General features: G+C 64.6%; 18 protein-coding genes. 12 read left to right on the top strand and 6 right to left on the bottom strand.

From position 1 onward, the window contains the following. The first annotated feature begins 47 nt into the window (after window positions 1–47). The gene (locus O1A05_RS00885; RefSeq protein ID WP_270106228.1) at window positions 48–887 is read left to right on the top strand and encodes a spermidine synthase; all 840 of its coding nucleotides are present in this window, start codon (window positions 48–50) and stop codon (window positions 885–887) included. 3 nt (window positions 888–890) lie between these two features. On the opposite strand, the gene O1A05_RS00880 is transcribed toward O1A05_RS00885, so the two are convergent. Continuing rightward, the gene (locus O1A05_RS00880; RefSeq protein WP_270106227.1) at window positions 891–2090 is read right to left on the bottom strand and encodes a cytochrome P450; all 1200 of its coding nucleotides are present in this window, start codon (window positions 2088–2090) and stop codon (window positions 891–893) included. A 174-nt stretch (window positions 2091–2264) separates the two neighbouring features. Here O1A05_RS00880 and O1A05_RS00875 point away from each other — a divergent pair, with 174 nt between their 5' ends. The 5 genes from O1A05_RS00875 to O1A05_RS00855 all read left to right on the top strand — a co-directional run bounded on the left by O1A05_RS00875 (window position 2265) and on the right by O1A05_RS00855 (window position 7376). Then, window positions 2265–2951: an IclR family transcriptional regulator gene (locus tag O1A05_RS00875; protein ID WP_270106226.1), complete on the top strand. Its 687-nt coding sequence runs from the start codon at window positions 2265–2267 to the stop codon at window positions 2949–2951. Between the two features lie 171 nt (window positions 2952–3122). Beyond that, window positions 3123–3449: a 2Fe-2S iron-sulfur cluster-binding protein gene (locus O1A05_RS00870; RefSeq protein ID WP_270106225.1), complete on the top strand. Its 327-nt coding sequence runs from the start codon at window positions 3123–3125 to the stop codon at window positions 3447–3449. A gap of 3 nt (window positions 3450–3452) precedes the next feature. Further along, window positions 3453–4691 (top strand): NAD(P)/FAD-dependent oxidoreductase, encoded by a 1239-nt coding sequence (locus O1A05_RS00865; protein WP_270106224.1) that lies wholly within the window; start codon window positions 3453–3455, stop codon window positions 4689–4691. A 77-nt stretch (window positions 4692–4768) separates the two neighbouring features. Beyond that, the gene (locus O1A05_RS00860; protein WP_270106223.1) at window positions 4769–5749 is read left to right on the top strand and encodes an ABC transporter substrate-binding protein; all 981 of its coding nucleotides are present in this window, start codon (window positions 4769–4771) and stop codon (window positions 5747–5749) included. A gap of 160 nt (window positions 5750–5909) precedes the next feature. Continuing rightward, complete coding sequence (locus O1A05_RS00855) at window positions 5910–7376, top strand: XRE family transcriptional regulator (RefSeq protein ID WP_270106222.1); 1467 nt, start codon at window positions 5910–5912, stop codon at window positions 7374–7376. A gap of 22 nt (window positions 7377–7398) precedes the next feature. Here O1A05_RS00855 and O1A05_RS00850 read toward each other — a convergent pair whose 3' ends face one another. Together O1A05_RS00850 and O1A05_RS00845 are read right to left on the bottom strand one after the other, a co-directional pair. Then, window positions 7399–8496 carry a YihY/virulence factor BrkB family protein gene (locus O1A05_RS00850; protein ID WP_270106221.1) on the bottom strand — a complete coding sequence of 366 codons (1098 nt, stop codon included), beginning with the start codon at window positions 8494–8496 and terminating at the stop codon, window positions 7399–7401. 143 nt (window positions 8497–8639) lie between these two features. Then, window positions 8640–8864 carry a hypothetical protein gene (locus O1A05_RS00845; RefSeq protein ID WP_442867649.1) on the bottom strand — a complete coding sequence of 75 codons (225 nt, stop codon included), beginning with the start codon at window positions 8862–8864 and terminating at the stop codon, window positions 8640–8642. 74 nt (window positions 8865–8938) lie between these two features. Here O1A05_RS00845 and O1A05_RS00840 point away from each other — a divergent pair, with 74 nt between their 5' ends. From O1A05_RS00840 to O1A05_RS00825, 4 genes are all read left to right on the top strand, one after another. Continuing rightward, complete coding sequence (locus O1A05_RS00840) at window positions 8939–9763, top strand: electron transfer flavoprotein subunit beta/FixA family protein (RefSeq protein ID WP_270106220.1); 825 nt, start codon at window positions 8939–8941, stop codon at window positions 9761–9763. Window positions 9764–9806: 43 nt separating this feature from the next. Beyond that, window positions 9807–10793, top strand: coding sequence for an electron transfer flavoprotein subunit alpha/FixB family protein (locus O1A05_RS00835; RefSeq protein ID WP_270106219.1), 987 nt, complete (start codon window positions 9807–9809; stop codon window positions 10791–10793). Between the two features lie 365 nt (window positions 10794–11158). Then, on the top strand, window positions 11159–12238 hold the full coding sequence (locus tag O1A05_RS00830) for a cytochrome b/b6 domain-containing protein (RefSeq protein ID WP_270106218.1): 1080 nt from the start codon (window positions 11159–11161) through the stop codon (window positions 12236–12238). A 34-nt stretch (window positions 12239–12272) separates the two neighbouring features. Further along, window positions 12273–13358, top strand: coding sequence for an enoyl-CoA hydratase/isomerase family protein (locus O1A05_RS00825; protein ID WP_270106217.1), 1086 nt, complete (start codon window positions 12273–12275; stop codon window positions 13356–13358). Window positions 13359–13379: 21 nt separating this feature from the next. On the opposite strand, the gene O1A05_RS00820 is transcribed toward O1A05_RS00825, so the two are convergent. After that, a complete protein-coding gene (locus tag O1A05_RS00820; protein WP_270106216.1) occupies window positions 13380–14345 on the bottom strand; it encodes a YeiH family protein in 966 nt (321 codons plus the stop codon). Between the two features lie 141 nt (window positions 14346–14486). Here O1A05_RS00820 and O1A05_RS00815 point away from each other — a divergent pair, with 141 nt between their 5' ends. Together O1A05_RS00815 and O1A05_RS00810 are read left to right on the top strand one after the other, a co-directional pair. After that, on the top strand, window positions 14487–15581 hold the full coding sequence (locus tag O1A05_RS00815; protein ID WP_270106215.1) for a thermonuclease family protein: 1095 nt from the start codon (window positions 14487–14489) through the stop codon (window positions 15579–15581). 43 nt (window positions 15582–15624) lie between these two features. Beyond that, on the top strand, window positions 15625–16878 hold the full coding sequence (locus O1A05_RS00810) for an MFS transporter (protein WP_270106214.1): 1254 nt from the start codon (window positions 15625–15627) through the stop codon (window positions 16876–16878). Window positions 16879–16907: 29 nt separating this feature from the next. Here the strand turns inward: O1A05_RS00810 and O1A05_RS00805 are convergent, their stop codons facing one another. Next, window positions 16908–17645, bottom strand: coding sequence for a DsbA family oxidoreductase (locus O1A05_RS00805; RefSeq protein WP_270106213.1), 738 nt, complete (start codon window positions 17643–17645; stop codon window positions 16908–16910). A 36-nt stretch (window positions 17646–17681) separates the two neighbouring features. Then, entirely contained in the window at window positions 17682–18530 is an 849-nt protein-coding gene (gene thiD / locus O1A05_RS00800; protein ID WP_270106212.1) for a bifunctional hydroxymethylpyrimidine kinase/phosphomethylpyrimidine kinase, read from the bottom strand. Between the last annotated feature and the right edge of the window lie 11 nt (window positions 18531–18541).

Raw genomic sequence — 18541 nt, 5'->3', positions numbered from 1 at the left:
ACTCAGGCGTCCGCGAGGTGCGCCCGTGACGATGGAAGAATGGGCGCATGACGACTTCCGAGTCACGCGATATGTCCCGACCCAGTGGCCGCAGTATCCAGCTCAGCGCCACCGGACAGCAGGCGCGCATCATCCAGGATGAGCACGACGACGGCTGGGTGCTGGAGGTTGGCGGAATGATCCAGTCGCATGTGGATCTTGAGAATCCGCAGCGCATCCGCTACGAATATCTGAGCCGCATTGCTCACGTGCTGGACGCCAGTTGGCCCGCACGCTTGCCCTTATCCTTGCTCCACCTCGGTGCCGGTGCGCTCACCCTGCCGCGGTACCTGCAGGTCACTCGCCCCGGGTCCGCCCAGATCGTGATTGAACTTGAGCGCGAGCTGACTTCGCTGGTGGTCTCGGAGATGCCGCTGCCTGAGGGCACGGATCTCGAGGTGATCGTTGGCGACGCCCGCACGATGTCGCTGGAGCTGGCCGAGCAAGCAAAATGTTTCGACGCGATCATCTTGGATATTTACACCGGGCTGGGGGAGGCCGAGCACCTTTCCGAGGAGTCGTTCTACGCCGAGCTACTCGCAATGCTGAACCCGAGTGGTGTGCTCCTGGTCAATATCGGTGACGACGCCGGGCTTCCGTACTTTGCGCGGCAGGCCCGGCTGCTCGAATCTGCCGCCACAGATGCAGGATTTTCTGGCGCCTGGACACTGGTGGACGCTGGCCTGCTGGAGCGGCGTTCCGCCGGCAACCTCATCTTGGCCGCCGGCGACGGGATGTCGGTAGCGGATCCCGACGAGCTGCGATCGGCACTTTTGGCCCGCGGTCCGCACCCGGCCGCGGTCCTGGATCCTGCGGCCACGGCTGAATGGGGGCGGGCATCAACATAACCGTTACCAGGTGACGGGCATGGATGTAATCCCGCGGAAAACCCATCCGCCCCATTCTTCAGGGCGTCCCGGTACTTGTGTCAGATTCGGGAAGCGATCGTACAGGGCTGGCACGGCAATGCGACCGATCGACTCTTGAGCCGCCCATTTGCCGGCACATTGATGAACACCACGGCCAAACGCGAAGTGGGTTCCTTCGGACCGATGGACGGAAAATCGGTCCGGGTCGCTGAACTGGTTCTCATCCCGATTCGCCGAGGCCAGGATGGCCCCCACCTGGAGGCCAGACGGAATACGGAAACCGTCGAACTCGCCGTCTGCAATCGTCTCTCGGGTGATCATCCCGATCGGCGTGTATTTCCGCGCGCACTCCGTGAAGATCTTGTTCCAGACCGACTCGTCGTGGAGCGCTTCGGCCAGGACCTCCGGATGGTGGGATAGCTCGTGGACGGAGTTGGTGATCATATGCTGCGGCTCGTTGATTCCGCCGGAGATGGTGAGCATGACATTGAGCCGGACCGACTCTTCTGGAAGGCCGCCTTCCAGCATGGCAGACGTGATGGAGGAATCGGGCTGGCGCCGGAGTCGTGAGATCGTCTCATCGAGTGCTTCGTGGCACTCATCGCGGGAGCGATCGCAACGACTCCAGATGTCAGCATCATCCAGGACATTGCCCGACCCTGCGATGAAATCAGCGCTCCACCGTGCCATGTCGTCGGGTTCAACAGGGTGCATTCCCAGCATGGAAATCAGGTTCTTCGCAGCCAGTGGTGCAGCGAAATCGTGATTCAGATCGGCGCCCGGCCCGACCTCGTCCAAGACGTCAAGATAGTGGTTGGTGTTCTCCGCGAACATGTCGGACCAGGCTTCCATGATGTTCTTGGGTCGCAGCGGCCTATTCATGGGGCGGCGCTCAGTCGCATGGTGCGGGTCATCTTTACGGATCAGCGGGCGACCGCCCAGCGCTTTCACCATGGCCGCCCCTTCGACATGGGACGAGAAGATTTCTGGATGGTCTTCAACGTAGCCGCAGCCCGCGTAGGTGGAAAAGATCACTTTATTGATGGCCGGGGCCCAGAAGACCGGCGACTCGGACCTCAACTTCCGATACGTGGGGAAAGGGTCGCGGGCCATTTCCTCGGGGTTGAGCCAATCGACGACGGGCAGGTCTGCGACGGCAGCATCCTCATGAAAGGTAGACATCGGTCCTCCTTCTCGGGCGAGTTCTTTTCTTGAGTATGATCTGACTCACAGTGAAGTTGTTAACTGTTTTCGAATGATGCGAAAAGAGGGGTCGTGGCTCGGAAATCAGCGGGCGTCTCCGCCATTCATCGGATGCGCAGGGTGTTGGAGACTTTTACCCCGAACGATTCAGGGTTGACGCTGACCGAGATTGCTCGAAGGGCATCGATGCCGGTGAGTTCGGTGCATGGCATAGCGCATCAGCTGGCAGACGAGGGATTGCTTGAGCGCGGGCGCGGTACCTTCATGCTCGGCGTCAAGTTGTGGGAGATCGCCATTCGAGCACCGGGAACGTTCGGCCTGCGACAGGCGGCGCTGCGGCCCATGGAAAGGGCGCACGCGTTGATTGGTCATCACGTGCAGCTCGGGATTCTCTCGCAATCCGAGATGCTGTATATCGAACGGCTCTCGTCCGACGATCCGGTGGTGAACTTTACGAAAATTGGTGGACGGCTGCCCTGGTACCGCACCTCGAGCGGGATTTTGCTCGTCGCGCTCGGCGATCCGGACGTCAGAGCGCGGCTGATGGACGAATCCCCGCGTCCCGGGTGGCCCTCGATGCCCATGGATGAGGCCAGCATGCGCCAGTGGCTGCGTCGGGTCGAGCACAATCGATTCGTCGTTTCCGAAGGCTTCGTGCATCCCGACGCCACCTCCATTGCGGTGCCCATCATGTCGCCGTGGAATTCGGCCGTGGCGGCACTCGCCGCGGTCGTCCCGTCTCAGGGCACGGATGTCGAACATGTCGTGGCCACGTTGCGGCGCGCTGCCCGCGAAGCCGGCCAAGGGCTGGCTGACACCTTGACGCGCGATGACGCGTAGCCTCCCCCGACGCCAACTCGACATGTGCTCTTGCCGAGCCCAATAAGTGTCTTCGAATGATTCGAAACTATCCGGCACCCCTGTGTGATCCATCTCATACTCGAATGCACGGTGGTACACGACGTCAGGTCGTCCCGCCACGAGAAATGCACGAGTGTTAGAGGAGGCACGATGCCCGTCATCACGTATCACCTGAACGACGGATCAACCCGAGAGGTCGAGACGCCCGTGGGTGGCCGAGTCATGCAGACGGCGTTGTCGAACAATGTGCCCGGAATTATCGGGGAATGTGGCGGCCAAGCCATGTGCGCCACCTGCCACGTGTACGTTCGAGAAGAATTCCTTGATCGTCTTCCTCCGCTGTCGGACGACGAAGAAGAGATGCTGGACGTGACGGCAGCCCCGCGCGACCCGGTGCGAAGTCGACTCGGGTGCCAGATCGCCCTAGATTCAGAAGACGAGCGCTTGGAAGTTGATGTTCCGGAAGTGCAGGTCTAAGCGATGACGACGGTGATTATCGGTGGCGGCCAAGCGGGCGTGCAGGTCGCTGACTCACTTCGAGCGGGCGGTTACGGCGAAGAAATCACGATGGTGGCAGACGAAGCCCCGTGGCCCTACCAGCGACCGCCTCTCTCGAAAGAGCTCATGAATGCGGCGGGCGCGATCAAACCATTGCCGTTGCGTCCTGAAATGTTCTTTTGCGACAACGACATCAACCTCGTGCGCGGAACGGCTGCGACCGACATCGATCGTCGGCGCCAGACGGTGGGGTTGGCGGATGGTCAACAACTTCCCTATTCGCAGTTGGTGATGGCGACGGGAGCCCGGGTGCGACCGTTGGGAATTGCCGGGGCAGACCTACCGGGCGTCTTCGGGTTGAGGACCCTTGAGGATGCGAAGCGACTGGAAAGCGCGATACGTCCCGGGGCGAAAGTGGTCATCGTCGGTGCTGGGTTCATCGGCTTGGAATGCGCTTCTGGTCTGCGCGCACTCGGGTGCGACATCATCATCCTGGAGTCGGGCAGCCGTGCGATGAAGCGGACCTCCAGCCCGATGATGAGTGAGTGGTTTGCCGAGGCACATCGATCGACCGGTATTGATCTCAAATTCGAAGAACGGATCGCCCGAATTGACACCACTCCGGGTGGGCAACAAATGGTCGCCCTGTCGACGCTGGGGAACCGATACGAAGCCGATGTCGTGGTGTGTGGGAACGGTGTGATGGCCAACGACACCCTGGGGGCGAAAGCCGGACTCGACGTTGACGACGGAATCCTGGTCGATTCCTCGTTGCGGACCTCGGACCCGAAAATTGTGGCCGTCGGCGACTGCGCACGCTTCCCCAGCGTGCATACCGGCACGAGGGCACGATTGGAATCGGTGCAGAATGCAACGGCGCAAGGACGGCACGCTGCCTCGACGATTCTCGGGGGAACGGACGCGTATAGAGCGGTCCCGTGGTTTTGGTCGGTTCAAGGCAAAAACAAGCTTCAGATCGCTGGCATCGTCGGAGGGAACGATCGACGGATCATGGTCGGCCAGCCCGACGAAGGAAAGTTCTCGGTGATGAACTTTCAGCGCAATATCTTGACCTCGGTCGAATCCGTCAACCAGCCGGCGGTGCACATGGCGGCTCGGAGAGCCCTCGAACACGCCATCCTCGTGACCTATGACCAAGCGGTACAGGCAGATTTTTCACTCGTGACCGCCACGAAGGCACAACAAGCATCGGCCGCCTAAAGCTCGGATCAGGCCAGATCCGAACCAGGGGTCTGGCCACCGTAGACATCACTTGCCACATTGTGAGGAGTTATGAAATGAAAAGTATGACACGCCCATTTCTCGCTATGGGATTCGCTGGTTTGCTCGCACTCACCGCCTGCGGAGGCCCAGCTTCCGGGGAATCCGACGACGAAGCCGGGGCAGAGAGCGAATTCATCGACCTGACGCTCGGGATAATCCCCATCGCCCACGCGTCCATCATTCCCTACGGCGTCGAGAAGGGCATCTTTGAGGAACACGGGCTGAACGTCACCATCGAAACCGGACAGGGTGCGGCCGCCATGTTGCCCGCACTGCAGACCGGCCAAATGGATGTGGTGATTGGAAATGCTGCGTCGGTGATGCAGGCGGCCGACCAGGGAATGGACATGCGGATCGTGTCTGGATTCGCCAATTCTCTGGAGGAGGGGTACGACGTCAACGGCGTATTGGTCCGCTCCGGCGAGGGCATTGAATCGTGGTCCGATCTGGAAGGCTTGGATGTGGCGACGAATGCGCTCCGCGGTCAGGGCGACCTGACGATCATGGAGTCGGTCGAAGCGGACGGCGGTGATCCCAGTGCGGTGAATTTTGTCGAGATCAACTTCCCCGACATGCAGTCGCAGCTGGAGGTCGGCAACGTTGACGCGATTTGGGCGCCTGAACCTTTCCAGAGTAACGCTGAGTCGACGGACGGGATCGAGATGCTGGGCCATCCCAACCAGATCATTCCTGGACTGCCTACCGTGGTCGGGTTCAGCACGGGCGACTATGTCGAGAACAACGCTGAAGCCCTCAGTCGGTTTCAGGATGCGATGGCTGCTTTGGTGGATCAATACGTGAATGATCCCACCGGTCCGACGGAAGCGGTCATGGAATTCATGGACGTTCCGGAGGAGGTTGCTGAAGTCACGCTATTCCTCGACGAATATGACAGTGAGATTCGGACAGAGCAACTCGGCGACCTCGCTGATCTGATGGTGAAGTACGGCTTCATCGAGGAAAACCCGATTGATGACGACTTCTTTATCGAGTGAGTAGGGGCTGCCTGCGGTCGAGTGCTGGACCTCGGCTGCAGGCAGACCGGCACCATCTCGGTGGGGCATATCAGTCAAGAAATCGAACTCTTCGCGAAGCTTCGACGCTGAATGAATCATCCTGGTACAAAGAACGCGAAAAATTGTCTACTCTAGAGGTATGACCTCCACCTCATCTGTTACTCGCGCTGACGAGGACATGGGCCTCGACGCCGTACTGTTGGGGCGCCAGCTACGGCATTTGCGCAACGAATCAGGCAAGACCTTGGACCAGCTGGCCGAGATGGTCGACGCGACGCCGTCGTTCCTTTCCCTGGTGGAGAACGGCAAGCGTGAGCCGCGATTGTCCCTGCTGACACGGCTGGCCGGAATCTACAACACCACGGTGGATGAGCTGCTTACCGCCCAGCCGCCATCCAAGCGCGCGGCACTGGAGATCACGGTGGAGAAGATGCAGCGGTCCGCACACTATGCCTCGCTCGGGCTGCCCACCATCAAAATTTCCTCGCGCACCCCCACCGAAGTTCTCGAGGTGATCGCCGGGCTCCAGGGGGAGCTGCGGCGCAAGATGGAAGAACAAGCTGCCACCCCGGAGGAAGCGCGCCGGGCCAATGTGGAATTACGCGAAGAGATGCGCGCCTGCAACAATCACTACCCGGAGATCGAGCGCAAAGCCCAGGACTTGCTGGATGCCGTCGGGCATTCCGGTGGTCCGCTGAGTCACCACGCTGCTGCTGATCTGGCCGAGCACCTGGGGTTTTCGGTGCGGTTCGTGCCGAATCTGCCGCACTCCACCAGGTCGGTTACCGACCTGAAGAACATGCGCATCTACCTCTCCCAATCGCGCAGCCCCGATCACGAGCCACGCTCAGTGCTACTGCAGGCCATCGGCGCCTATGTGCTCAAGCACGGTGAGCCCGAGAGCTATTCGGAATTTCTGCGGCAGCGGGTCTATACCAATTACTTTGCCGCCGCGCTGATGATGCCCGAGAAAGAGACGGTCAAGTTCCTCAAAGCCGCCAAGGAACGCCGAGACCTGGCCATCGAGGACCTGCGCGACGCCTACGGGGTGTCCTACGAATCCGCCGCCCACCGGTTTACCAACCTGGCTACCGTGCACTTAGGGATTCGCTGTCACTTCCAGAAGGTGCACGAATCCGGGATCGTGCACAAGGCTTATGAGAACGACGGTGTGACGTTTCCGGCGGACCACACGGGCGCCATCGAAGGGCAGCAGATCTGCCGGTACTGGACCTCGCGAGAAGTGTTTGGCGTGGTCGACCGTTTCCGAGCCTTCAACCAGTACACGGATACTCCCGCGGGCACCTATTGGTGCACCGCGGTGGTCGAGGGGCACTCGTCTGGTTTCTACTCGTTGTCGATCGGGGTGCCATTCGATGAGGCGAAGTGGTTCCGAGGGAAGGAGACTACCTCGCGCTCGGTATCACGGTGCCCGGAGCGGGGCTGTTGCCGCGAACCCTCTGAGGAGCTCGAAGCCGACTGGGGTGGCCATGCCTGGCCCGCTGCCCGGGCGAACGCCCACCTGTTGGCCGCAATGCCGCCCGGGGCGTTCCCCGGTGTGGACGAGGTCGAGGTCTTCGAGTTCCTGGCGGCGCAGCGGGACTGATGCTCCGGCGCGATGAGTTAGCTCAGTCCTCCGGGTCGTGAAGGGCGCGGCGCAGGTTGCGGCCCTCGGCCACGATCTCGTCGTCGCCCTCCTTGAGCTTCTCCACCTTGGCCACACCGCGCGGAGGCAACTGCAAGTCCTCCTCGGCGGGCAGTCCGGTCTGCAGTTCACGGGCGCGCTCGATCTCGACGTCGAGCTCTGCGCCCATGAGCAGCACAATGTTGAACACCCACAGTACGAACAGTAGCGCCATGATGGTACCGATCATCCCGTAGGCGGAGTAGCCGGCGAAGTAGGTCAGGTAGATGATCATGGCGACCCCGGCCAGGGCGATGCCCACCAAGGCAAAAATCGCGCCGATGGATAGCCAACGGAACCGCGGCCGCTGCACGTTCGGGGTGAAATGGTAGAGCACCGCGATCAGCCCGATGATGATCAGCAGCACCACCGGGTACTTCACCCATTCCCACACCGGCAGGAAGGACTCGGTGAGGGCAGTCAGCGTGGACTGCAGCCCCAGCGGATCCACCAGCGGGGCGAAGAGCGAATCCACCAGCGTCTGATTCAGTGCCAGGGAGACCAACACGACGACGACGCCCACCAGCATGGTTAGGGTGACCGCGAGCATGGTGAGGGTCTGGGCCACGAAACCGCGCCCCTCGGCCACCCCGTAGATGGTGTTCATATTTCGGGAGAACGCCTTGACGTACCCGGAGGCCGACCACAGGGCGGTGGCGATACCGATGATCAGGGCGATGATGCCGCCGGCGGTGGAATCCATCATGGTCTCCACCAGGTTCAGCACCAGCGGCTGGTAGTCCACCGGCACCGCGTCGGTGACGACGTCGTCGATCATGGTGCGCACCGTGTCTGCATTAGAGGCCAACACCAGGGACAGGATCGAGAAGATCGCCAGCAGTGCCGGGGCCAGCGAGAGCACCATGTAGTAGGTGAGGATCGCTGACAGATCGGTACCCGCATCGGTGCTGAACTTCTTGACCGCACGCTTCAGCGCGTACTTCAGACCGGGGCCGGTGAGCTTGCGGGCATCATCGTGCTTGTCGGGGACGGGGAGGTCCTCGTTCTCGAGGGTGCGGTCGATCGCGTCACGGGTGCCCATATGAGGTGTGGCCCTTCCGGTGGTGAGTGTGTTCCCACACAGTGTAGGAAATACGATGGCGGCCGGGCACCCTTCGTGCACGGTGGAGTTCTCCAGGTGCACGGAGGGCGGCCGACCGCCGTCGTGGGGTGAGCGTCAGTGGGTCAGACGTCCACCGACTTCCGCTGGCGCAGACGCCGCCAGGCGGTGAAGATCAGCACCGCCGCCATTAGGCCGTACAGCACCCAGGTGATGGGGCTGGCCACCAGAATGGAGGCGTCGCCGCCGGAGGACAGCAGCGCGTTGCGCAGGCTGGTCTCGGCGAGCGGGCGTGAATCGCTGAACCGGTCGACGCAAAGGATGGCGTCAGCACGGCGGAGCGGTACCATCGATACAGAGTCCCTTATCTGAATCGAACCGCGTTGTGGCACCCGATACCGGGGTGCAGCCGAGGAGTGTTCCGTTGCGAATCGTTGTGCTGGCCAAGCACGTCCCCGACACCTGGTCAGACCGTCATCTCGACCTGTCCACCGGAGTCATCGACCGCCAGGGTGGCGAACAGGTCCCCGATGAGATCTCGGAGCGCGCCCTGGAGGTGGCGCTGCGCTATCGCGACGCTGCGGGTGCCGACGGCGGGGAGCTCACCGAAGGAGCCGAACCCGTGGAGGTCATCGCGTTGGCCATGGGGCCGGCCGAGGCCTCGGCGATGTTGCGCAAACTGCTGGCCATGGGTGCCGATGAAGCGGTGCTCGTGACCGACGCTGAACTGGCCGGAGCCGATGCCATGCGCACCGCCCGGGTGCTGGCTGGAGCCGTGCGACGACTGGGGGCCGACCTGGTGCTGGCCGGGGATCGCTCCACCGACGGCGGCACCGCGGTGGTTCCGGCCATGCTCGCCGAACTGCTGGGTGCGGCCGTATTGCCGGCCGCTGAGAGCGTGGAGATTTCAGGCGAGGGGGTGCACGCCGTGACGGTGACCGATGGCGCCACTGTGCGGTTGAGCTCCGGTTTCCCGTGCGTGGTGTCCGTGACGGACCAGGTGGGGGAGCCACGGCTGGTGAAGTTCACCCAGATTATGACCGCCAAGCGCAAACCGCTGCAGACCTGGTCGCTGGCGGAGCTCACCGAGGGTGCCGACGCCGGGGCGCTCGCCGGAGCGGCGTCGTCGGTGATGGTCTCCGCGCAACGCCGCGAAGCCAAGGAAGCTGGTGTACTGATCAACGCCGCGGACGACGACACGGCCGTGCAACAGCTGGCGGATTTCCTCTCGGCCCGCCGCCCACGCTGAGACCGTTCGAGCCGACGCACCCCCTGAGCAGGAGAGTGACCCGATGACCCAACCGACCCCGACCATCGTGGTGGGCGTGGAAACCGACGCAGCCGGACAGATCCATCCCTCTGCCGCGGAGCTGCTCGGTGCCGCCTCGGCACTGGGCGAGACGACAGCGATTGCGGTCGCGCTGCCGGGCGGCGCCGACGAGATGGCGCGCCAGCTGGGCCGCGCCGGTGCGGCCAGCGTGGTGATCCTGGAGGATGCCACTCTGGCTGAGACCTTCGGCACCCCATTGTTGGAGGCACTGAGTGAGGCGGTGGCCGGGTTCGCTCCCGACGCCGTGCTGCTGGCCGCGACGACCGTCTCGAGCGCGGTGGCCGGGCGCCTGGCCGTGCGCGTGGATGGGGCGGTGTGCGCCGATGCCGTCCACGTGGGCTTGCAGGACGGGGAGATCGTGGCCGGGCACTCCGTGTTCGGCGGCGACTACGAGACCGTCTCCACCGTGGACGGCGGACCCCGGGTGATCACCGTGCGCCTCGGCGCCGTAGAGACCCGCGCTGACGCCGTGGCTGAGCCCAGTGTCCAGGTGCTGGAGGCAGCCGCGCCGCAGAGTGTGTCGGGTGCATGGATCGAGGCCTGGAAGAGTGCCGAATCCCAGGGAGACCGTCCGGAGCTGCGCTCGGCGCGTACCGTGGTGGCCGGCGGGCGCGGACTCGGCTCGCGTGACGGATTCGGCCTGGCCGAGCAACTGGCCGACGAGTTTGAGGGCGCGGTCGGGGCCACCCGCGACGCCGTCGACGATGAGTTCGCACCCGCCTCCGCACAGGTAGGCCAGACCGGCGTCACCGTTTCGCCCGACCTCTACATTGGTCTCGGTGTGTCCGGCGCCATTCAGCACCGCTCCGGAATGCAGACCGCCCGCACGATCGTCGCCATCAACACCGACGAGGACGCGTCGATCTTCGAGATTGCCGACTTTGGCGTGGTGGGCGATGTGTTCACCGTCGTGCCCGCGCTGCTCGACGAGCTCCGTTCCCGGGGCTGAGCCGAGACAGACCTGACTCGAATTCGTTCCCCATGACTGACGCCCCGGACCAGCCTCAGCGACGCCCCTCCCGTATGGGGCGCCCCGCGTCGACCCCGGGGCCGGACGAGACCGAGTCGCCGGGCGCAACCAAAGGGACCGCTGGACCATCGCGAATGGGGCAGACCACACCGTCGCGAATGGGTGAGCAGCGCCCGAGCGAAAAGTCGCCTTCCCGCATGGGCGGCTCTACGCAGCCCACGTCAGATTCATCGTTAACCAGACAAAAAAGTACCCCAGGCACTCCGAATCTGTCTGAAAAGCGAGGAATTCGCGCCGAGGAGACCGCCCGCCCGTCACGCATGGGTGGGCAGAAACCGCCACGCATGGGTGGTTCGTCGCCGTCCCAGCCCGAGGCACCGAATTTCAGGCAGAAGGACGACTCCGAGACCTCGGCTCGGTCCGATCAACGGCGTCTGGGCGCGCCAGAGGACGAAGCGGTCCAGCCTGCACCCCAGCCCACTTCGGACCGTCCGCTTGACATCACGGAGCTGCGCCCGGGGAAGTGGTCCTGGCTCAGACGCGCGGTGAAGGTGGTCGCGCTTGCCGTCGTCGTGGCGCTGATCCTGGTGATCGCCGCCCGATGGCTACGCACCCTCGACCCGGTGGCCGAGTTCATCGCGGCCTACCCGGGCCACCTGGAGCCGAGCGACACGACGGATTCCGGCTTCCCGGCCTGGCTGCGCTGGCAACACTTCCTGAACTTCTTCTTCATGGCGGTCATCGTCCGCACCGGATTCGGGCTGCGCTCCGAGCGCCCTGCCGCCTACTGGCAGGCCCGCCCTCGCGGGTTCTTCGCCGCCGGCCGCGCCCGCCCGCCGAAGATCACTCTCGGCCAGTGGACCCACCAGATGGTCGACGTCGCCTGGGTGCTTAATGGGCTCGTCTTCGTGGTGCTGCTCTTCGCCACCGGTCACTGGGCGCGCATCGTGCCCACCAGCTGGGACGTCATCCCGCACGCCACCTCCGTGATCATCCAGTACCTCTCCCTGGAGTGGCCCCTGGAGAACTCGTGGGTGCACTACAACGCCGCACAGCAGCTGGCTTACACGCTCACCGTGTTCGTGGCCGCCCCGCTCACCGCCCTCACCGGCTGGCGCGTCTCCAGCTGGTGGCCCGACACCCCGGGGCTGAACCGGGCCTTCCCGCTTGGTGCCGCCCGCCTGGCCCACCGGCCCCTGGCCGTGTACTTTGTGGCGTTCGTGATCCTGCACGTCGGTCTGGTGCTACTCACCGGCGCTCAGCGCAACCTCAACCACATCTTCACGGGACGCGACGTCGCCGACGCCTGGGGGATCGCCGTATTCCTGGGCGCCGTGGCCCTGTCGGCGGTGGCCCTGCTGCTCACACGCGCCCTGTTCACCGCACCCGTGGCCGCCCGCACGGGAACCGTCACCCGACGCTAGCCCCACCCATGGCCCCGGTGTCAGAGTGGAGCCCATGACCCACTCGACCGCACCCACCGCCACCGACGAACTCATCGTCACCCGCCGCGGCTCCGCCGCCCGCCTCGGTCACCTCGAACTCAACCGGCCCCGGGCCCTGAACTCACTGAGCTTCGCCATGGTCCAGCAGATTGACGCCACCCTGCGCGACTGGGCCGATGACGACGACGTCGAGGCCGTGCTGATCACCGGAGCCGGCGACCGCGGCCTGTGCGCCGGCGGAGACATCGTCGCCGTCTACCAGCTCCTTACCGGCCAGCGCGCCACCGAGGCCGAGCATTTCTTCTTCGTCGAGTACGGGATGAATCACCGCATCGCGCACTTCCCCAAACCCTACATTGCGCTGATGGACGGCATCGTGCTCGGCGGCGGCCTCGGGGTCTCCGCCCACGGCAGCCACCGCGTGGTCACCGAGCGCACCCGCATCGGCATGCCCGAAGTGGGCATCGGATTCACCCCCGACGTCGGACTGTCTTACCTGCTTTCCCGCGCCCCGGGCCGCACCGGCATGCACCTGGCGCTCACCGGTGCACACGTCTCCGGCGCCGACGCGATTTACCTGGGGCTGACCGATCACTTCGTACCCTCCGAGCGACTCGAGCAGCTGCGGCTCGATCTGGAGACCCTGCCCCCAGACGAGGCCATCGCCCGCCATGCCAGCGCGTCTCCGGCTTCGGAAGTGCAGCAGCAGCGCGACTGGATCGACCGGTGCTACGCTCCCGAGAGCCTGGCCGATATCATCGGCGCACTCGACGCCGAAGCACGTCTCGGCAACGACGGTGCCCGCACTGCCGCCGATACCTTGCGCCGCGTCTCGCCCACCGCCCTGGCGGTCACCCACGCCGCACAGCTCCGCCTGGCCACCATCGGCTCCCTGGCAGAGGCACTGACCCAGGAATACCGCATCGGGGTCCACCTGATGCACGGGGCGGACATGATCGAGGGCATCCGCGCCCAGGTGATCGACAAAGATCGTAGCCCGCGCTGGTCACCGGCCCGCCTCGAGGAGGTGAGCGACGACGACATCGCCGCCCACTTCGACGTCCCCGCCTCCGGCGACTTCGAGTTGCCTCGCAGCTGAATCAAGGACACAACCCTGGGGCTACACCAGCAGTGCCCCGGCCCCGCCCACGGCCAGAATCACCAGGGTCGCCCCCGTACCCAGGACCACCGGGCGCAGCCCCACGGCGGCCAATGACCGCAGATGCACACCGAGCCCCAGGGCGAACATGGCCATCATCAGCAGAGTGGACTGCACCACTGCGACGACGTCGATCACCGGCTCCGGCACCCACCCGGTGGTGCGCAGCAGCATTAGCACGATGAACCCCAGCACGAACCATGGCACCAGGGCCGGGCGTTCGGCCCCGCTCTGGCGCTGTGCGGCGGCCAGCCCCATCAGCAGCGGTGCCAGCAGCACCACGCGGGCCAACTTCACCGTGACCGCCACTCCCAAAGCCGTGGCGCCAACCGTGCCACCGGCCGCCACTACCTGGGCCACTTCGTGGGTCGAGGCGCCCACCCAGATCCCGGAGGCTCGCTCGTCCAGGCCCAGCCAACTGGTCAGAGCAGGAACCAGTGGAATCATCAGCGTTCCGAAGAGCACCACGAGTCCGACGGCAGTCGCTACCTTCTCCTTGGAGGCCTTCAATACACCTTGGGCACCGGCCACCGCGGCCGCACCGCAAATAGAAAAGCCAGCCGCCACCAGCAGCGTCAGCTCCCGGTCGACCCGCAGCCACCGGCCCAACAGCACGGTGGCTCCCGCTGTCACAGCCACCGCAGCCAGCACGACGGCGATCACCCCGAGCCCCAAATCCAGCATCGCGGTCAACGACAGCTGCAGCCCCAACAGCACGATGCCCCAGCGCAGCAGCGTCTTCGCGCTCAGCGCGGTGCCCGGGTCGAAGCGCTGTGGCACCGGGGCCAGATTTCTCCAGAGCACACCCACCAGGATCGCCAGCAACATGGGTGGCACACCCGGAGCCAGCAGGGATACACCCCAGGCCAGGGCAGCGACCGCAGCGCAGAGGAGCACTCCGGGAATCTGTCGGGCTGAAATCGTCACCCGATCGAGTCTGCCCCCGCCCGCGGGTGTTGTAAAGCATTCCACCAACCCGCATTCCACCGCGTGAGCAGGAATCGCCCAGTATCGTTGCGATAGAATGCCACAGTCCCATTTCTCGACACCTCAAGGAAGTCCGACTGCATGGCCACCTACCCTGCCTCGCGGCGCATGTCGCCAGCGGTGCTGATCTCCCTCATCGTGGTTGCGGCCGTGTTGCTGGGTCTGGCCACACTGACCGTGATTCGCCAGCTCACGCGTGAGGAGACTCCCACCACGGTCACCGAGGTGCTGAGCGGCCAGTCGATGGCGGTTGAGCGCGCCACCGGTCCGGACACCATCCGGCTCACCGGCGTTGCCGCCCCGCTGAGCCCGAGCGAAGACGCCGACGACACCCTCGACACCTGCATGAGCTCAGAGTCAACAGCGCACCTGGCCGAGCTCGTTCCGAACGGTTCCGAAATCGAGCTGAAGCATCCCGGTTACGCCGGTGCACCCGGCGGAGAAACCTGGGGCATGGTTACCGTCGACGGCGAAGATCTCTCGGTGGCCATGGTCCGCTCCGGACTGGCTGTCCCCTCGCCGGAGAGCGCGATGGACGAGCAGCAGTCGCGCGCCCTCGAAGAGGCGCACCAGGAAGCCAAGGACGCCGAGGCCGGAATCTACTCCACCGACGCCGAGTGCACTCTGCCCGCGCAAATGGGACCCATTCTGGAGAAGATCCAGGAGATCCCGGAGGGCACCCCGTCCTCGCAGGAAGAGCTCGACGAGATGAACTCGGTCTACACCTCTTTGATGACTGAGGCCCAGAGCGCCCGTGCTTTGCTCGCCAATATTCCGACCACCGGTGAGTCCGTGAGCGCCCTAGCCTGGGGCGAGGAAAAGACCGTCTACGCCGATCAAGTCGACGAGATCACCGCCGACATCGAGTCCTGGGGTGAGGGCCTGCAGGAGTACCGGGACCAGATCCAGGAAGAACAGCGTCAGGCGGAAGAAGAAGCTCGCCGAGCTGAAGAAGCGCGTCAGGCCGAAGAAGAGCGTCAACGTGCCGAGGAAGAGGCTCGCCAGCAGGAAGAAGAAGAGCAGCGCGAACGGGAAGAGCAAGAAGAAGAGGAGAGCGACGAGGAGTCCGACTCCGATTCTGACTCCGGCTCTGATTCTGACTCCGGTGGCGGAGACCGCGGAGACCGCGGCGATCGTGGCAACCGAGGTGGCCGCGGTGGCGACTCCGACGACTGAGTCGTCTGCCTGAATACCTCAGCCGAGAGGTAATGTGATGGCTATGCCATCTTCAGCGGGGCCACAGGGGGCCGTTTCCGCGACTCCGACGCCCGGTGCCCGCGCCTGGATCATCGTTTTAGTCTGCGGCGTGGTGGCTGCCATGCACGTCTGGAAACTGCCCGGGGCGATGGACTTCATTCGTGCCGATCTGGGCATGAGCCTCGTTCAGGCCGGTGCACTGCTCGGGATCGTGCAGGTCGCCTCGATGATTCTTGGGCTGGCGTCATCCCTCTTCTGTGAGCGCATCGGGCTGCGCTCCAGCCTGGCGCTCGGCCTAGGGCTGCTCGGCACGGGCTCGGCTCTGGGCGCGGCTGCGGAACATACTTGGATGCTGATGGCCACCCGCGCCGTCGAAGGCATAGGTTTTCTTCTGGTCACCGTCGTCGCCCCGCCCTTGATCCGGAGGATCACCCCTGCCGAGCGGATCAACACGGCGATGGGTTGGTGGTCGGCGTTCCAGGGAATGGCCGTGTTTGTGGCGGTTCTGGCCTCCACGCTGCTGCTCTCCGGTGCGGAGGTGGTGAGCTGGCATGCCTGGTGGCTGATCATGGCGATGCTCTCGGTGCTCATGATCCCGCTGGCGCTGTGGCGCATCCCCACCGAATCCGGTACGGCAGTGCGGGTGGGGGAGGCGCTGCACCGGATCGGGCGCACCGTGTCCGCCGGCATGCCCTGGGTCTGCGCGGTGATTTTCGCCTGCTACACGCTGCAGTGGGGCGCGATCATCGGGTTCCTGCCCACTATTTTCGGCGACGCCGGGGTGCACGGGGTGTGGGTCGGTGCGGCCACCGCCGTCGTGGGGCTGGTCAATGGTGTCGGCAACGTGATCGGCGGCCGACTGCTGCAGCGCGGTGTGGCCCCGAGGTGGCTGGTGACTACCGGGATGAGCGCGATGATCGTGACCACCGTGCTGATTTTCGCCCCCGATTGGACCCAGGCGCCCGGCGGGCTGTGGGTACAGCTGGTCGCGGCCGCGGTGTTCTCCGGGATTGCGGCGCTGATTCCCTCGTCCATGACGCGCGTCGGCGTGGACGCGGCCCCGGCCGATGGGTCACCGGCCGCCGTAATGGGGCTGATGAACCAGGTGTACAACGGGGCGAACTTTGTGGGCCCGGTGCTGCTGACCTCAATCGCCACCGCTGTGGGCGGCTGGCATCTGTCGTGGACGATGACCGTGACCGCCGCCGTGATCGGCCTGGTGTTGGCGCTGGTGTTCCTTCGCCGGCCGTGGTTGACGGTGAACGTCAGCGGCTGAACGATCGGCTCACTGATTCCGCTGCGGGATCAGTCGCAACCGTTCGGCCCACAGGCCTGGCCCTGTAACGCGGCGTCAGCATCATCGGCAGCATCGGTGACGATAGGCTTCAACGGGCTGCGCTGCGTGTGCTCCTGGTAGGCCTGGGTGAGCGCCTGCAAGAAGGTGGCCGGTGGTTGCGCACCCGAGAGACCGTAGCGCTCGTCGAGCACGAAGAACGGCACCCCGGTGACCCCATACGCGCGCGCCTGAGCGAGGTCCGCCCGAATGGCGTCCTCCCACTGAGCGTCGTTGAGGGCTTCCTGAACCTGTTCCTCGGTGAGCCCCGACTCCATCCCGATGCGGGTCAGTACCGCGACGTCCGCAATGCTTTCTCCGCGCTCGAAATGCGCGTTGAACAGGCGCTCCTCCACCTGGATGGCTGCGTCTGCAGAGACCGCCTTCGCACGCTGAATCAGGCGGTGGGCGGTCCAGGAATTGGCCACCACCAGGGAATCGAAGTCGTAGTCCAGACCCTCTTCCTTGGCCTGCGCGGTGACGTGGGCGAGCATCTGCGCGACTTGCTCGGCGGGAATGCCCTTCACCTGTGAGAGGTACTCAGACTCGGAGCGGTGATCGTGCTCGGGCAGGCTCGGATCCAGCTGGAACGAGCCGAACTGGATGTCGAGTTGGTCGCGATGTGGAAACTGCTCGAGGGCGGCGGTGAAACGGCGCCAGCCGATATAGCACCAGGGGCAGCCGACGTCGGAGAAAATCTGAACCTTCATAGTTGAACTAACCCGACGTTGTCCGCTGCTATTCCCTCAGGCGCGCAGCCCGCCCTGCCACAGCACATCGAAGGGGGTCTGGCCGGCGACGCGCTGGCGGATGCCAGCCGTGACGAACTCCTTGGCCCGGTGTGCGGCGTCCAGTTCCGTGGCGCCCTTGGCCAGCTCGGCGGTCACCGCGGCGGCCAGGGAGCAGCCGGCGCCGGAGACGGCGTGCTCGCCCACCTTCGGCGAGGAGAGCACCTCGAGGGTGGTGCCATCGTAGAAGACGTCGACGGCGTCGGGACCCTCCAGGCGGATGCCGCCCTTGGCGAGCACCGTGACCCCGGAGGCGTCGTGGATGCGCCGAGCCGCTTCCTTCAGGTCCTCGAGCGAGGAGATGCTGATCCCGGAGAGCTGTTCGGCTTCGAAGTGGTTCGGGGTGGTGAAGGTCGCCAGCGGTAGCAGCTGCGCTTTGAGCGCCTCATCGGTGTCGAGGGCGTGGCCGGGCTCCTGGCCCTTGCAGATCAGCACCGGGTCCAGCACCACGTTCTCCCATTCTTGGGTCTTCAGTGCGGTGGCCACGGTCTCGATGGTGGCGGGCGAGCCCATCATGCCCAGCTTGGTGGTTTTCAGCGCGCCGGCGTAGTCGGTCAGGATGGCTTCCAACTGGTCAGCGATCACCGAAGCCTCCACCGGAACGAAGCGGTGGTTCCAGTTGTTCTTCGGGTCGAAGGAGACGATGCAGGTCAGGGCGATCATGCCGAATGCGCCCAGTTCCTGGAAGGTGCGCAGATCGGCCTGAGCGCCGGCGCCTCCGGTGGCTTCCGAGCCGGCGATGGTCAGCGCCAGGGCCGGGGTGGTGAGATCAGAGGCGGATGCGGGTGCGGCGGTGGTATCGGTCATGGAACCTATCG

Origin of the sequence: Citricoccus sp. NR2 (assembly GCF_027594385.1) — a bacterium.
GTDB lineage: Bacteria > Actinomycetota > Actinomycetes > Actinomycetales > Micrococcaceae > CmP2.
Note: the sequence above shows the minus strand (reverse complement) of the source record. Positions and strands in the feature narration are given on the sequence as shown.

What these genes read in the sequence shown, in the direction of transcription:
- O1A05_RS00885 (WP_270106228.1), top strand. Translation starts at nt 48, where the DNA reads ATGACGACTTCCGAGTCACGCGATATGTCCCGACCCAGTGGCCGCAGT.
- O1A05_RS00880 (WP_270106227.1), bottom strand. Translation starts at nt 2,090, where the DNA reads ATGTCTACCTTTCATGAGGATGCTGCCGTCGCAGACCTGCCCGTCGTC.
- O1A05_RS00870 (WP_270106225.1), top strand. Translation starts at nt 3,123, where the DNA reads ATGCCCGTCATCACGTATCACCTGAACGACGGATCAACCCGAGAGGTC.
- O1A05_RS00865 (WP_270106224.1), top strand. Translation starts at nt 3,453, where the DNA reads ATGACGACGGTGATTATCGGTGGCGGCCAAGCGGGCGTGCAGGTCGCT.
- O1A05_RS00860 (WP_270106223.1), top strand. Translation starts at nt 4,769, where the DNA reads ATGAAAAGTATGACACGCCCATTTCTCGCTATGGGATTCGCTGGTTTG.
- O1A05_RS00855 (WP_270106222.1), top strand. Translation starts at nt 5,910, where the DNA reads ATGACCTCCACCTCATCTGTTACTCGCGCTGACGAGGACATGGGCCTC.
- O1A05_RS00850 (WP_270106221.1), bottom strand. Translation starts at nt 8,496, where the DNA reads ATGGGCACCCGTGACGCGATCGACCGCACCCTCGAGAACGAGGACCTC.
- O1A05_RS00845 (WP_442867649.1), bottom strand. Translation starts at nt 8,864, where the DNA reads ATGGTACCGCTCCGCCGTGCTGACGCCATCCTTTGCGTCGACCGGTTC.
- O1A05_RS00835 (WP_270106219.1), top strand. Translation starts at nt 9,807, where the DNA reads ATGACCCAACCGACCCCGACCATCGTGGTGGGCGTGGAAACCGACGCA.
- O1A05_RS00830 (WP_270106218.1), top strand. Translation starts at nt 11,159, where the DNA reads ATGGGTGGTTCGTCGCCGTCCCAGCCCGAGGCACCGAATTTCAGGCAG.
- O1A05_RS00825 (WP_270106217.1), top strand. Translation starts at nt 12,273, where the DNA reads ATGACCCACTCGACCGCACCCACCGCCACCGACGAACTCATCGTCACC.
- O1A05_RS00815 (WP_270106215.1), top strand. Translation starts at nt 14,487, where the DNA reads ATGGCCACCTACCCTGCCTCGCGGCGCATGTCGCCAGCGGTGCTGATC.
- O1A05_RS00810 (WP_270106214.1), top strand. Translation starts at nt 15,625, where the DNA reads ATGCCATCTTCAGCGGGGCCACAGGGGGCCGTTTCCGCGACTCCGACG.
- O1A05_RS00805 (WP_270106213.1), bottom strand. Translation starts at nt 17,645, where the DNA reads ATGAAGGTTCAGATTTTCTCCGACGTCGGCTGCCCCTGGTGCTATATC.
- thiD (WP_270106212.1), bottom strand. Translation starts at nt 18,530, where the DNA reads ATGACCGATACCACCGCCGCACCCGCATCCGCCTCTGATCTCACCACC.